A 12594-nucleotide genomic window follows, 5' to 3' on the forward strand; every position below is an offset into this window, starting at 1 on the left:
TCCCCTTTTTAGGCGTTATTGCACAAATATTTGAAAGCACATTTTAGAGCCTAAAGGATATCCTTTCAAAACTATTTGATACAGATCATGTTTTGATTGGATTAAACCTCAAAACGGTGATGGATAAGAGAGGAAAGGGATGTCATTGAATATTTTGATTGCATTTTGGGGTGTTTCGATCCTGTTTGTGATGACACCAGGTATAGATTGGGCTTATGCCATTTCGTCGGGGATACAGGGCAAAAGAGTCTTGCCTGCAGTGACCGGTTTATTAACAGGGCATTTGATGGCGGCACTGATTGTTGCTGCGGGTGTGGGCACATTGGTGACCAGTCAGCCCGTATTGCTTCAAGTACTCACGGGTGTTGGGGCTGTTTATTTGCTGTGGATGGGGCTGAGCCTATCGATGCGCCCTGCAACGATTAGCAGCGATCAGATTGCCATTGCATCGTCAAAGTCATGGTACATTCGAGGCGTTTATTTAAGTGGCTTAAATCCGAAAGTCCTGCTGTTATTTTTGGCTTTATTGCCACCCTTTATCGACCCGCAAGCCGCTTTGTCGCCCACCTCTCAAATTGTTTTATTGGCGGGAATTCACCTTATGAGTTGTGCGGCTGTTTATTTCTTGGTTGGATTTAGTGCGCAGAAAGTTTTGGGGACACGCCCACAGGCTGCTAAGGTGGTCAGTCGAGTGTCTGGGGCATTGATGATGTTGATTGCGATGATTTTATTGTTAGAACAGTTTTATGGCTAAGCGACATTTTAAGTATATGGATCAAAGGCAGTGCAAAATAAAGCATTGCCATAACCTATAATTGAATTGGAAAATAGCGGATGAGTTGGGGATATAGGTTCAGCCAAAATCGCTTGTAAAACGTTCAAAAAGGCGTAAAATTTCTACCGCATCATCAGTAAGATGATCACATCAACAAGGTGAAAAAAAATGGCAAAGAAGAAAGCTGAGCCAAAAGTTGTGATTCACAACTTCGTGGCTAAACATATGCATGAAGTTAACCAAAGCCAAGTCTTTGTAGACCGAAAGAAAAATGCAAAACGAGGCTATGACAAGCACAAGAAAGGGAGATATTCAGATGATTATCTCCCTTTTTTAATGTCCGTTCTTTGGGTTTAAAGACCTTTAAGCCGTCACAATACGTGTTGCGGATTTGACCATATCGGCCAAACCATGGGTTTTAAAATAATATTCCATCTGACTTTTCACAATGAGTGGATTACTCATTTTCAAGGCACGCTCTAACAATTCGACCGCATCTGGCATTGGGACATGACAAATGGCTTTGCGTACACGCAGAATGTTACTTGAGCTCATTGATAGGGTATTGAAGCCCATCGCCATCAGTAAGATCGCAGACAAAGGATCGCCCGCCATTTCCCCACAAATACTGACCGGTTTGTTGTACTTATGACACTCTTTAACTAAGCGGGTGAGCGCACGTAAAACCGCAGGGTGGAAATGTGAGTAGACATTGGCAACGCGTGGATTATTACGGTCAACGGCCAGTAAGTATTGTGTCAGGTCGTTTGAACCCACTGAGAAAAAGTCAACCAACTCGGCAAACTCTTCAATCTGCAATAAGACACTTGGTACTTCGACCATGATCCCGATTTTTGGTTTGGTGATTTTGACCTGTTCTTCTTCTTGCACCGCAACCCAGTCCCGCTCCAGTAAGTACAAGGCTTCTTCTACTTCGCTGACACTGGTTACCATCGGCAGTAGAATGTGTAGGTTGTTGAGACCAATACTGGCTTTGAGCATGGCACGAATCTGCGAAGAGAAAATTTCTGGATGATCTAGCGTAAAGCGAATACCGCGCCAGCCGAGAGCTGAGTTTTCTTCCTCAATGGAAAAATAAGGCAAGTCTTTATCGGCACCGATATCGAGGGTACGCATCACCACAGGTTTGTTGGCAAAGTGGCTCAACTGTTGACGATAGATCGCACGTTGTTCTTCTTCACCCGGGAAGCGATCACGTAGCATGAACGGAATTTCAGAGCGATATAGACCAACGCCTTTGGCACCGCGTTGTACACCACGGACCACATCAATCATCAGGCCAGTATTGACGAACAGTTTGACTGCGACACCATCAGGAGTGATGGCATCTTTGGTTTCATACTGTTTTAAATCTTTGGCAATCAGTTCTTCTTCTTTTTGAATTTCTTTATAGCGACTACGTAAACGGCGAGGTGGATTAATAAACACGCGCCCTTGGTGTGCATCGACGATCATTTCCACATCATCGAGGGTATTAATCGGCAGTTCAGTGACACCAACAACGGTTGGAATACCGAGTGCGCGAGCCACAATCACCATATGCGAGTTCATAGCGCCTTCTGTAGTTACGATGGCTGCAATTTTATCGACTGGCAGTTCTACCAAAGCTGCGGTTGAGATTTCCTCCCCAATCAGAATACTTTCATCGGTGAGTTCACGGTGACTGGAGTCGGCTTCTTGTAAATAGGCCAAAATCCGTCGTCCGAGATCTTTTAAGTCCGCGGCACGTTCACGGAGATAGTCATCTTCCATCTGTTCAAACAGATCGATGTGATTGTCGATGACGATACGCACCGCACCTTGTGCCCAGTTTCCATCACGAATTTGTTCTTTAATTTCCGCTGGCAGCGCATTTTCATCCAACATGCGTAAGAACACGCTAAACAGTGCGCGCTCTTCCGCCATAAGGGCATCTTGCATTTTGTTATCAAGTGATTTGATTTCATCACGCACTGAGGTGAGGGCACGATCCAGCAGCTCTAATTCTTCACTGATGTCATCGGCTTCACGATCAGGGACAGCCGCCAAATCCGCAGGGGGATAGAGAATGACAGCACGACCTAATGCAATTCCGCCTGAACCTGGTACCCCTTGGAAAGTTTTGTAGGCAGGTAAATTACTCGGTTTACGAAAAACATCGATATTGCCCACCGCATGCGCATGCGCAATAACCCCTGAAAGCTGAGCACAGAGCGTGACGAGGAAGGATTCTGCGGCTTCACTAAAGTCTTGCGACTCTTTGTTTTGCACCACGAGCACGCCCATCACTTTACGGCGGTACATGACCGGTACACCGAGGAACGAGTTATAAATTTCCTCACCTGTTTCAGGTAAGTACATAAAACGTTCATGTTTCGGTGCATTGTCTAGGTTGACGATTTCTTCACGTTGTCCCACCAGACCGACCAAGCCTTCACTGGTATGCAGTGAAACATGGCCGACCGAATCGGGGTTTAAACCTTTCGATGCCATCAACAAATAACGTTGATTGCGTTCGTCGAGTAAATAGATGGAGCAAACGTCAACATGCATGGCTTCTGCCACATGGTTGACCATAATGTCGAGTGATTCATGCAAACTGGTGGACGCATTGATTTCTTGTACAATGCGTCGAAGGGTATCCAGTTGCATATTCGACATCGCGTCTACTCCAAAAATAATGTGCGTCCAACTTATTTATAACAAGAGATCCTTAAAAAATCTGTAGGACGTCTAGATTTTTTAAGGCTTTTTTTGAGGGAGCTGATTGCACAGCTCCACCATCGCTTTGCGGTATACATCGCGTTTAAAATTCACAACTTGCCCCAGCGGGTACCAATAACTGACCCACTGCCATTGGTCAAACTCAGGCGGATCAGACAAATTCAAACGAATGTTCTGAGCGGGAGCAGTGAGTTTGAGTAAAAACCACTTTTGTTTTTGTCCAATACATACGGGATCGGAATCTGTACGAATGTATCGGTGCGGCAAACGATAACGCAGCCAACCTTTAGTTTGCGCTACAATTTGGACGTGTTCGGGCAGTAAGCCAACTTCTTCTCTCAGCTCACGATAAAGTGCCTGTTCAGGGGTTTCTCCATATTGGATACCTCCTTGTGGAAATTGCCAAGCATTGTGTCCAATGCGTTTTGCCCATAAAACTTGTCCAAACTCGTTTGCCAAAATGATCCCGACATTGGGTCGGAAACCTTCCGAATCGATCATTTGGCTACCTAAATATTGTGTAATTTATGACTTTGCGATCGGGGATTTTTATTTCTGTATCCAACTCGAAAAAAGCAAAGTTTAAAAATGTTAAAATTGCTATGATCTTAACGAATTTCTATCGACTAGCGGAGATAGATTTACAAATTTTTTCTTAAATTTCAGTTTTTACGAGTATTTTCATGAAATTGGCGCTATTTGATCTCGATCACACCTTGTTAAATACCGATTCAGATCATTCTTGGGGAGAGTTTTTGGTGAATGAAGGCTTGGTCGACCCAGTTCGTCATCGCGCCATGAACGATAAATTTTATGAAGACTACAAAGCCGGGCAGCTCGACCCGATTGCCTATAATGAATTTGTGTTTGAGTTTTTAACTCAACATGACAATGCCTACCTCACTGAACTGCATGAGCTGTTCATGCACAAAGTGATTCGCCCGCAAATGCGTCCCGAAGGTTTTGCAGCCATTGAAAAACACCGCGATGCTGGACATGCTTTAGTCGGCATTACCGCAACCTCAGATTTTATTACGGCACCGATTTTCCGTGAGTTTGGGATTAGCGAAATTATTGCGACCAATGCCGAAGTGGTTGAGGGTAAATACACGGGCAAAGTGATCAACACGCCATGCTACCAAAAAGGCAAATTGACGCGTTTAGATCAATGGCTTGCAGGGCGTGATGTCAGCGAGTCTTGGGCTTATTCAGATTCCATCAATGATCGTTTTTTACTGGAGTATGCCGACCACGCCATTGCCGTCAATCCAGATGACCGTCTAGAGGTATTGGCTAAAGAGCAGGCATGGGAAATCCAAGACTGGTCGATTTAAGTATCTGTCTTTTGTATCTTGAAAAGACTGCTTTCGGGCAGTCTTTTTTATTTGAAAGGCATCGACGTAAAAAATGAAAAGTGCGTAAAGTAATAATAAAATATCGGGCTATAGGTGGGCTGATCTTGGAAAGTTAACCAAATATGCTATGTTGAACCTTGGCTAAAGCTATTTTGACTATGAAAAATTAGAACATAAGCGTGGAGAAAAATATGAGTGTACGACCAAGAATGACCCACCTGTTTGAGCAACTCGGTTTAGATGCGAGTGAAGAGGCCATCGCCTTGTTTATTGTAACGCATCAGCTCAACGCACAAACCAAGATTGTTGATGCAGAGTATTGGACTGAAGCGCAACGTCAGTTTTTGGCAGAAAAAATTAAATCGGATGGTGAGTGGGCTATTATTGTAGATCAGCTGAATGAATCTCTGCATGAAGATTCACTCATCCAAAAATAAGTAGAACTCAAAGAGGCTGAGCGTCGAAGCTTTGCCTCTGTTTATAAAAATAAGATAAAAGTAGAAATTTATGTCTTTTGATCATCAAGCTTTTCCTAACTCTACGCCCTTAGAACACGTCGCTTCAGTTAATCAACTAGAACAAGATCGTGCCCTGTTTGTCGGTGCGAAATATGAGTCTTACTATCAAACTCAATTTGAAAAAATCACGCCAAAGAAACAGTATGCAGGCTTTAATATTGCCGCCTTTTTCTTAGGTGTAGTCTGGTTATTTTATCGAAAAATGTACAGTTATGGCTTTATGGCCATTGGTTTGATTGTGGCGATAGGGATGGTTGAAATATTTTTGGGGATTGAAAGTTCTGGTGCAAATATTGGCTTGGCCGTAGCATTTGGAATGTTTGGGAATACCTTGTACAAGCATCATGTCGATCAGCAGATTGCCAAAGTTCGCCAATTTGGAAATAGCAACGTCAATACGGAATTAGAAAATCGTGGGGGTACAAATATCGTAGCAGGTTCGATCTTGCTGGTGATTTGGCTTGGGCTGGTTGCACTGGCCATAAGTGCTTCTTAATTCGCTCGCGCAAAATAAAAAACCATCCTTGTGGATGGTTTTTTAATGCCTGTAAAGCTTAGTTCATCATTGCAATCAGTTCTTGCACCGCACGAGATTGGGTTCTGCCCGGATGCCAAACCATACCGAGTTGACGGTTCATTTCGAACTTCACATTCAACTGCTGTAGGTCTTGGTTAATCATCGTTTTTGGAAGCACTGACCAACCCAGTCCAATCGATGCCAACATACGAATCGATTCGAGTGGATTATTGCTCATGGTGATTTTAGGTTTCAGCCCTTGTTTTTCAAACTCTGCCAAGGTGATTTGGCTGGTATAGGTTTGTGACGCAGGCAATAAACTTGGGTACTGAATCAGGTCTTCGAGTTGTAAGTTTTGCATTTGTGCTAGCGGATGAAACGGCGCTGCTACAAAAACTAAAGGATCTTCCCAAATGGTGACGTACTGCAAACGTTCATCGAGTTTGGGTGGAAGCGTTAAAAAAGCCAATTCTAAGTCGCCAGCCAGTACTTTTTCATGCGCTTGCTCGGAGTCGACAAAGTGCACATCTAAGGTGACATTTGGAAAGCTTTGCACATAGCTACGCAAATGGCTCGGCAAGTGATGTAAACCAATATGGTGACTGGTGCCAATTTTGAGTTTGCCTTGGACCATGCCTTGTTCATGACTCAAGGTGTGATGAATGTCACCCAGTTCATTGAGCCAGTTTTTGACTTTAGGCAGCAGTGAATGCGCGGCATGTGTGGCTTGTACACCACGACCAGCAGACTCAAAAAGTTTCACACCAAAATATTCTTCTAAACTATGAATACGTTTGGTTACAGCAGGTTGCGTAATGAAGAGTTGATCTGCGGCTAAAGAAATAGAGCCGGTTTCCATGACTTTTACAAAAGCTTCGAAGGCTGCAAGATTCATAAGGATAATCTAGTTATGAAAGTATAATTAAATTATAAAATAATTTTATATGAATTGCGATCTTTAAAATGAACGGGAGCTTATTGGATCTGGACTAAAATAAAAAAGATCACTTGATGTGATCTTTTGGAGAGTTGAGAGGGCGCTTGATATAAGGGCTTAAGCAGGAATATTTTCTTCGGTAGTACGGTTCTTTTTCTCCCAAATACGTTCATGGAAAAAGAATGCGAAGGCTTGAACGGTTGGTTCTAATAAGCTGAGGGTGACCGCCATCCATAGGTTACCTGTGACAAAGTAAGCCACAATCATGGCCACAGTAATGTGCATGATGTAATAGCTTAGGGTTTTTTTGAATATGCGCTGATTGTTCGCTATAAATTTCTGAATGTTCGCCATAATAAATACCCTCTCAATAATGCCTTTCATTTGTAAATAGTAATTATTATCATTAATAAAGTCAAAATGAAATTTTGATTGCTCGTGATTGGGTTTTTGAATGCAAGGCGATGCAGTAGATTGTTTGGCATGTTTGACTTGAGAAAACAAGCTTCTGTAGATTTCACTCTTTTAGTCTATGCATAGGTCGCTGTCTTTCTATTCACATCAACGAAGCGAGCTTCAAAAGTATTGGTCTAAATAGGGGAGATAAGCCTTGCATCGCTGAGCAGGGAAATATACTGTGAGGCCTACAACAGTTTGAGAAATAGGCGTATAGGGCTTGAATTAAAACCAGCGGTGAGGGCTTGTAATCAAAGGGATTGAAACAAAGAGGTATAAATTTAAAATAATTCCAAAAAGTTTTTAAATTAATAAAAATGATAAATTAGATTTATGTGAAATCGTCGTTATAATCGATTTTAATGAAAGAATTACCCAGTCCAGTGGAGTCAATCGACATGGCAGGCGAAAACCAACAAGCAAAAACATTGTATGACAAATTGTGGGATGACCACTTAGTAAAACAACGCGACGATGGCTCGGCTTTACTCTATATCGACCGTCATTTATTACATGAAGTGACTTCTCCGCAAGCCTTTGAAGGTTTACAACTTGCGGGTCGTAAACCATGGCGTTTAAGTGCGAATGTGGCAACCCCTGATCATAACGTTCCAACATCGACCAAAGAGCGTTCAGAAGGAATCGCAGGTATTGAAGATGATACTTCACGTATCCAAGTTCAGACCTTAGACGACAACTGTAAAACCTTTAATGTGGTGCAGTTTGACATTAATGATGTGCGTCAAGGGATTGCACACGTGGTCGGGCCTGAGCAAGGTTTGACTTTACCGGGTATGACGGTGGTGTGTGGAGACTCTCATACGGCAACACATGGCGCATTTGGCTGTTTAGCACACGGGATTGGTACATCTGAAGTGGAGCATGTATTGGCAACCCAATGCTTGGTTCAAAAGAAGATGAAAAACATGTTGGTGCGTGTTGATGGTCAATTGGGTCAGGGCGTAACACCGAAAGATGTGGTTTTAGCCATCATTGGTAAAATTGGTACTGCGGGTGGTACAGGTCATGCCATCGAGTTTGGTGGTCGAGTGTTCCGTGATATGTCGATTGAAGGTCGTATGACGGTGTGTAATATGGCGATTGAAGGCGGTGCACGTGTAGGTATGGTTGCTGTCGATGACAAAACCATTGCCTATGTCAAAGACCGTCCATATGCACCACAAGGCGCACAGTGGGATGCTGCTGTTGCATATTGGAATACCTTACATTCGGATGCAGATGCGCATTTTGATACTGTAGTTGTATTGCAAGGTGAAGAGATTGAGCCACAAGTGTCTTGGGGCACATCGCCTGAAATGGTGATTCCAGTGACTCAAGCTGTACCAACTTTAGAACAAGCCAAAGATGAAGTGCAACGCAATGATTGGACGCGTGCTTATAACTACATGGGTTTAACCGCAGGTCAGGCGTTGGCAGATATTCAGTTAGACCGTGTCTTTATTGGTTCATGTACCAACTCTCGCATTGAAGATATTCGTGCCGCGGCTGAAGTGGCCAAAGGCAAAAAAGTGGCAAGTACCATTAAACAAGCCATGGTGGTTCCAGGGTCTGGTTTAGTCAAAGCGCAAGCCGAAGCCGAAGGCTTAGACAAAGTTTTGATTGAAGCAGGTTTTGAATGGCGTGAGCCAGGTTGTTCAATGTGTTTAGCCATGAATGCAGACAAATTACAACCCGGTGAGCACTGTGCATCGACCTCTAACCGTAACTTCGAAGGTCGTCAGGGCAATGGTGGTCGTACGCATTTGGTGAGTCCAGCAATGGCAGCCGCAGCAGCGATTGCAGGTCATTTTGTCGATGTGCGTTCATTTTAATTCGGGCTTGGGAGCATAGACATGAAAAAATATACCGTTGAACAGGGTATCGTTGCACCTTTAGACCGTGCCAATGTCGATACAGACTTGATCATTCCAAAACAGTTTTTGAAATCCATTAAGCGCACGGGTTTTGGTGAAAACTTATTTGATGAGTTGCGTTATTTAGATGAAGGTTTTTTAGGACAAGACAATTCTAAACGTCCTAAAAACCCTGATTTTGCATTGAATCAGCCACGTTACCAAGGTGCAAGCATCTTAATTTCTCGTGCGAACTTTGGTTGTGGTTCAAGCCGTGAACATGCGCCTTGGGCATTGGAAGAATATGGTTTCCGTACTGTGATTGCACCCAGCTATGCCGACATTTTCTTTAATAATAGTTTCAAAAATGGCATGTTACCTGTGATTTTGTCTGAAGAGATTGTTGACCAACTTTTCAAAGAATGTGTAGCAACAGAAGGCTATCAGTTGACGATTGATTTGGATGCGCAAGAAGTGCGTACACCATCGGGTGAAGCCTTCACATTTGAAGTCGATCCGTTTCGTAAGCACTGTTTGTTAAATGGTTTGGATGATATTGGGTTAACTTTACAGGTTGCAGATGACATCAAAGCCTATGAAGAAAAGACCAAAGCATCACGTCCGTGGGTGTTTGCTGAAATTCATGCTTAATTGAAAATTCGATGCATCTAGTGCTTGGGGCCATCTCTTGTTAATATCGAGCAAAAGAATTTTAAACGTTTTGCTACTGGTAAAGGTTGGGCTTGAACAATGGTGACGAGTTACAGTCGTATCGCTCTACTGGCGTTGGTGGGAACATTAACTGCCTGCCAAAGCATGAATACGGCAAGCATAAAGCGGATTCAGGATACCCCAGCGAGTAAAAATAATGCACAGCTTTACTGTACTGGTACGGTGAGCTGCGAATTTGAACGATGGAATCAGATCAAAATTGTGGATGCAGAAAATCATCGTGTCAGCCGTGAGGCCATTCGAGAGAAGGTCGTGCGTCTAAAACGAGATGATTTGAATGAAGCGAATGCCTTGTTTCTGTCAGTGCCAGCGGGGCAACATGAACTGGTGATTCGCTTCTATCCTGTTTCGGTCGATCGTGCTGAAACGCTGCATGTGATTCATCGGTTTAAGCCTGCGGAACGCTACACCTTTAGAATGTTCCGTGCGCGAAGTCGACATCAGGGAAGCTTGTTGAATATGTCTGCACCTGACCCTTTGTGTGTCGATTTAAAGCAAAACCAAAGAACAATTCGTCGTTTTTGCAAACCTTACAATGTCTTAAATGGCTTGGGCGAGTTTGTAGAACAAAAACTTTAATCGTGTGAGTTAGAACTCACCAACAATGGAATATTTCATGTCTAAACATATTTTGATTTTGGCTGGTGACGGCATTGGTCCTGAAATTGTAAAAGCCGCAGAGCAGGTACTTACACGAGTCAATGATCAATTCAATTTAGGTTTAACGTGGGAACAGGGCCTACTCGGTGGGGCTGCCATTGATGCACACGGTTCACCTTATCCAGATGTGACCGCAGTACAAGCCAAAAATGCAGACGCGATTTTACTTGGTGCGGTGGGTGGTCCGAAGTGGGACAACATTGAGCGTTCGATTCGTCCAGAGCGTGGTTTGTTAAAAATTCGTAGTGAATTAAACTTATTCGCGAACTTACGTCCAGCTATTTTATATCCGCAATTGGCAGATGCATCAAGCTTAAAGCCTGAAATTGTAGCGGGTCTTGATATTCTCATCGTTCGTGAATTAACAGGCGGGATTTACTTCGGTCAGCCACGTGGTATTCGTGAACTTGAGAATGGTGAAAAACAAGGCTTTAACACCGACGTTTATGCTGAGTCTGAAATTAAGCGTATTGCGAAAGTGGCTTTTGAAATGGCCAGTTTACGTGGTGGTAAAGTTTGTTCTGTTGATAAAGCCAACGTCCTTGAAGTGACGGAGCTTTGGAAGCAAACCGTAACGGCGATGAAAGAAGCTGACTATCCAAACATTAACTTATCGCATATGTATGTCGATAATGCTGCAATGCAATTGGTGCGCGCGCCTAAACAGTTTGACGTGATTGTGACAGGTAACTTATTTGGTGACATCTTGTCTGATGAAGCCGCGATGTTGACAGGTTCAATTGGGATGTTGCCATCAGCATCCTTAGATGAAAATGCGAAAGGGATGTATGAGCCATGCCATGGTTCGGCGCCTGATATCGCAGGACAAAATATTGCCAACCCATTAGCCACTATTCTTTCAGTGGCTATGATGTTGCGTTATACCTTCCGTGAAGAAGCTGCTGCTCAAGCGATTGAAGATGCAGTAGGCAATGTCCTAGATCAAGGCTTGCGTACCGCTGATATCATGTCTGAAGGCATGAGCAAAGTAGGTACTGCGGAAATGGGGCAGGCGGTTGTGGCTGCACTGAACTAAGCCAAAAATAATTTGAAAACGCAGCCATCCGCTGCGTTTTTTTATGCTCAAGATTTAATAACCTTTGCAAGCTTTACCCCGATATTGAATTGATTGCGCAATATTATCTTTTAACCAGAAGTGGACTTGGCACTCTAACTGAACATCATAAAATGGTGTATGTGTGGGAATAGGAATCGCACCGACACTGCTGTCGCTACGCATAGTGGGCATAGGGGTTGGAATTTGAATCCGTCTGACAATGGTGTAACTCAGTTGGTTTGGTGTTTGAATCGGCGCACCTAAGGTTTCATAACCGAGTTGACGTAAGTTGAGTTCGCGCCGAATGCTCGATACATCTTGACCGATATATTGTTCTAAATAGTCAGGGAGCGCAATTTTAGCGGGTGAAACGACGGTCTGGTGTTGCGTTGGAGAACTGCCACAAGCTTGAAGCAGTAGAAAGCAGATGGAACTAAAGAAACTGACAATAAAGGGCTTCATGATCATCCCCTAAGCAGAGAAAGACCCTTTTAGTATTGTATATCTGAACGTTCGTTTGAGTATGCTTCGAGTAATTTGAGATAAACGGTATATAGATGGTTCAACATAACATAGCTGTTAACATGCTTTGCCGATGTAGTGAATAGATTCCACAAGATCATCATGCAGTCTGAACTCAATTTTGCATTTCATTTCAATATTCAGGCTACCGCTGGAAGGTGTTGGAATGGGCGCACCCATACTGACACTGGTCCCAAGATTGGGAGTGCCCATCGGAATAGGCATATTGCGTAGCAGGGTGTAGGTTAGTTTCTCGGGGGTATGTACAGGAGCACCGAGTACTTTATAGCCCATGCTATTGAGGTTGAGTTGATTTTGAACTTGATCTGACGATTGTCCGATGTAGTGTTGTAAGGTTTGGTTGAGCTGCGTTTGGCTTGTTGTGGCACAAGCAACACAGAGTATTGGGAACAGTAAAATAGCTCGCTTCATTGTAGTCATTTTCATTATTGTTTTGGCGTATTAGGTTGTTATTGCATTTAATTATA

General features: G+C 43.4%; 15 protein-coding genes. 9 read left to right on the forward strand and 6 right to left on the reverse strand.

Annotated features, from left to right (window positions below):
* Nucleotides 1-139 precede the first annotated feature (139 nt).
* On the forward strand, nucleotides 140-754 hold the full coding sequence (locus GVX98_RS01935) for a LysE family translocator (RefSeq protein WP_159127112.1): 615 nt from the start codon (nucleotides 140-142) through the stop codon (nucleotides 752-754).
* Nucleotides 755-943: 189 nt separating this feature from the next.
* Nucleotides 944-1132, forward strand: coding sequence for a hypothetical protein (locus GVX98_RS01940; protein WP_004978921.1), 189 nt, complete (start codon nucleotides 944-946; stop codon nucleotides 1130-1132).
* A gap of 6 nt (nucleotides 1133-1138) precedes the next feature.
* Here the strand turns inward: GVX98_RS01940 and ptsP are convergent, their stop codons facing one another.
* Both ptsP and GVX98_RS01950 read right to left on the reverse strand, forming a co-directional pair.
* Nucleotides 1139-3436, reverse strand: a complete 2298-nt coding sequence (ptsP, locus tag GVX98_RS01945) for a phosphoenolpyruvate--protein phosphotransferase (RefSeq protein WP_159127113.1) — start codon at nucleotides 3434-3436, stop codon at nucleotides 1139-1141.
* Nucleotides 3437-3517: 81 nt separating this feature from the next.
* On the reverse strand, nucleotides 3518-4000 hold the full coding sequence (locus tag GVX98_RS01950) for an RNA pyrophosphohydrolase (protein WP_004692547.1): 483 nt from the start codon (nucleotides 3998-4000) through the stop codon (nucleotides 3518-3520).
* Nucleotides 4001-4182: 182 nt separating this feature from the next.
* On the opposite strand from GVX98_RS01950, the gene GVX98_RS01955 reads away from it, so the two are divergent.
* From GVX98_RS01955 to GVX98_RS01965, 3 genes are all read left to right on the forward strand, one after another.
* The gene (locus GVX98_RS01955) at nucleotides 4183-4833 is read left to right on the forward strand and encodes an HAD family phosphatase (RefSeq protein WP_159127114.1); all 651 of its coding nucleotides are present in this window, start codon (nucleotides 4183-4185) and stop codon (nucleotides 4831-4833) included.
* A 212-nt stretch (nucleotides 4834-5045) separates the two neighbouring features.
* Nucleotides 5046-5291: a DUF2789 family protein gene (locus tag GVX98_RS01960; RefSeq protein ID WP_058868869.1), complete on the forward strand. Its 246-nt coding sequence runs from the start codon at nucleotides 5046-5048 to the stop codon at nucleotides 5289-5291.
* Between the two features lie 70 nt (nucleotides 5292-5361).
* The gene (locus GVX98_RS01965; protein ID WP_159127115.1) at nucleotides 5362-5868 is read left to right on the forward strand and encodes a DUF2628 domain-containing protein; all 507 of its coding nucleotides are present in this window, start codon (nucleotides 5362-5364) and stop codon (nucleotides 5866-5868) included.
* A gap of 58 nt (nucleotides 5869-5926) precedes the next feature.
* Here GVX98_RS01965 and GVX98_RS01970 read toward each other — a convergent pair whose 3' ends face one another.
* Together GVX98_RS01970 and GVX98_RS01975 are read right to left on the reverse strand one after the other, a co-directional pair.
* Nucleotides 5927-6784 carry a LysR family transcriptional regulator gene (locus tag GVX98_RS01970; protein ID WP_004692542.1) on the reverse strand — a complete coding sequence of 286 codons (858 nt, stop codon included), beginning with the start codon at nucleotides 6782-6784 and terminating at the stop codon, nucleotides 5927-5929.
* A 159-nt stretch (nucleotides 6785-6943) separates the two neighbouring features.
* Complete coding sequence (locus tag GVX98_RS01975) at nucleotides 6944-7180, reverse strand: DUF2061 domain-containing protein (RefSeq protein WP_159127116.1); 237 nt, start codon at nucleotides 7178-7180, stop codon at nucleotides 6944-6946.
* 500 nt (nucleotides 7181-7680) lie between these two features.
* Between GVX98_RS01975 and leuC the strand changes: the two genes are divergently transcribed.
* The 4 genes from leuC (at nucleotide 7681) to leuB (ending at nucleotide 11563) form a co-directional block, all read left to right on the forward strand.
* The gene (gene leuC, locus GVX98_RS01980; protein ID WP_004978933.1) at nucleotides 7681-9114 is read left to right on the forward strand and encodes a 3-isopropylmalate dehydratase large subunit; all 1434 of its coding nucleotides are present in this window, start codon (nucleotides 7681-7683) and stop codon (nucleotides 9112-9114) included.
* A 21-nt stretch (nucleotides 9115-9135) separates the two neighbouring features.
* Nucleotides 9136-9786, forward strand: a complete 651-nt coding sequence (gene leuD, locus GVX98_RS01985; protein WP_159127117.1) for a 3-isopropylmalate dehydratase small subunit — start codon at nucleotides 9136-9138, stop codon at nucleotides 9784-9786.
* Between the two features lie 99 nt (nucleotides 9787-9885).
* Entirely contained in the window at nucleotides 9886-10446 is a 561-nt protein-coding gene (locus GVX98_RS01990) for a hypothetical protein (RefSeq protein WP_004978936.1), read from the forward strand.
* Nucleotides 10447-10483: 37 nt separating this feature from the next.
* Nucleotides 10484-11563, forward strand: coding sequence for a 3-isopropylmalate dehydrogenase (gene leuB / locus GVX98_RS01995; protein ID WP_004692535.1), 1080 nt, complete (start codon nucleotides 10484-10486; stop codon nucleotides 11561-11563).
* Between the two features lie 54 nt (nucleotides 11564-11617).
* Here the strand turns inward: leuB and GVX98_RS02000 are convergent, their stop codons facing one another.
* Together GVX98_RS02000 and GVX98_RS02005 are read right to left on the reverse strand one after the other, a co-directional pair.
* Nucleotides 11618-12046: a hypothetical protein gene (locus tag GVX98_RS02000; protein WP_159127118.1), complete on the reverse strand. Its 429-nt coding sequence runs from the start codon at nucleotides 12044-12046 to the stop codon at nucleotides 11618-11620.
* A 117-nt stretch (nucleotides 12047-12163) separates the two neighbouring features.
* Complete coding sequence (locus tag GVX98_RS02005) at nucleotides 12164-12538, reverse strand: hypothetical protein (RefSeq protein WP_228128098.1); 375 nt, start codon at nucleotides 12536-12538, stop codon at nucleotides 12164-12166.
* Between the last annotated feature and the right edge of the window lie 56 nt (nucleotides 12539-12594).

The sequence above is a fragment of the Acinetobacter sp. 8I-beige genome (assembly GCF_902505955.1).
GTDB lineage: Bacteria > Pseudomonadota > Gammaproteobacteria > Pseudomonadales > Moraxellaceae > Acinetobacter > Acinetobacter johnsonii.

What these genes read in the sequence shown, in the direction of transcription:
- GVX98_RS01970 (WP_004692542.1), bottom strand. Translation starts at nt 6,784, where the DNA reads ATGAATCTTGCAGCCTTCGAAGCTTTTGTAAAAGTCATGGAAACCGGC.
- leuC (WP_004978933.1), top strand. Translation starts at nt 7,681, where the DNA reads ATGGCAGGCGAAAACCAACAAGCAAAAACATTGTATGACAAATTGTGG.
- GVX98_RS01955 (WP_159127114.1), top strand. Translation starts at nt 4,183, where the DNA reads ATGAAATTGGCGCTATTTGATCTCGATCACACCTTGTTAAATACCGAT.
- GVX98_RS01965 (WP_159127115.1), top strand. Translation starts at nt 5,362, where the DNA reads ATGTCTTTTGATCATCAAGCTTTTCCTAACTCTACGCCCTTAGAACAC.
- ptsP (WP_159127113.1), bottom strand. Translation starts at nt 3,436, where the DNA reads ATGTCGAATATGCAACTGGATACCCTTCGACGCATTGTACAAGAAATC.
- GVX98_RS01935 (WP_159127112.1), top strand. Translation starts at nt 140, where the DNA reads ATGTCATTGAATATTTTGATTGCATTTTGGGGTGTTTCGATCCTGTTT.
- GVX98_RS01960 (WP_058868869.1), top strand. Translation starts at nt 5,046, where the DNA reads ATGAGTGTACGACCAAGAATGACCCACCTGTTTGAGCAACTCGGTTTA.
- GVX98_RS02005 (WP_228128098.1), bottom strand. Translation starts at nt 12,538, where the DNA reads ATGAAGCGAGCTATTTTACTGTTCCCAATACTCTGTGTTGCTTGTGCC.
- leuD (WP_159127117.1), top strand. Translation starts at nt 9,136, where the DNA reads ATGAAAAAATATACCGTTGAACAGGGTATCGTTGCACCTTTAGACCGT.
- GVX98_RS01940 (WP_004978921.1), top strand. Translation starts at nt 944, where the DNA reads ATGGCAAAGAAGAAAGCTGAGCCAAAAGTTGTGATTCACAACTTCGTG.
- GVX98_RS01990 (WP_004978936.1), top strand. Translation starts at nt 9,886, where the DNA reads ATGGTGACGAGTTACAGTCGTATCGCTCTACTGGCGTTGGTGGGAACA.
- GVX98_RS01950 (WP_004692547.1), bottom strand. Translation starts at nt 4,000, where the DNA reads ATGATCGATTCGGAAGGTTTCCGACCCAATGTCGGGATCATTTTGGCA.
- GVX98_RS02000 (WP_159127118.1), bottom strand. Translation starts at nt 12,046, where the DNA reads ATGAAGCCCTTTATTGTCAGTTTCTTTAGTTCCATCTGCTTTCTACTG.
- GVX98_RS01975 (WP_159127116.1), bottom strand. Translation starts at nt 7,180, where the DNA reads ATGGCGAACATTCAGAAATTTATAGCGAACAATCAGCGCATATTCAAA.
- leuB (WP_004692535.1), top strand. Translation starts at nt 10,484, where the DNA reads ATGTCTAAACATATTTTGATTTTGGCTGGTGACGGCATTGGTCCTGAA.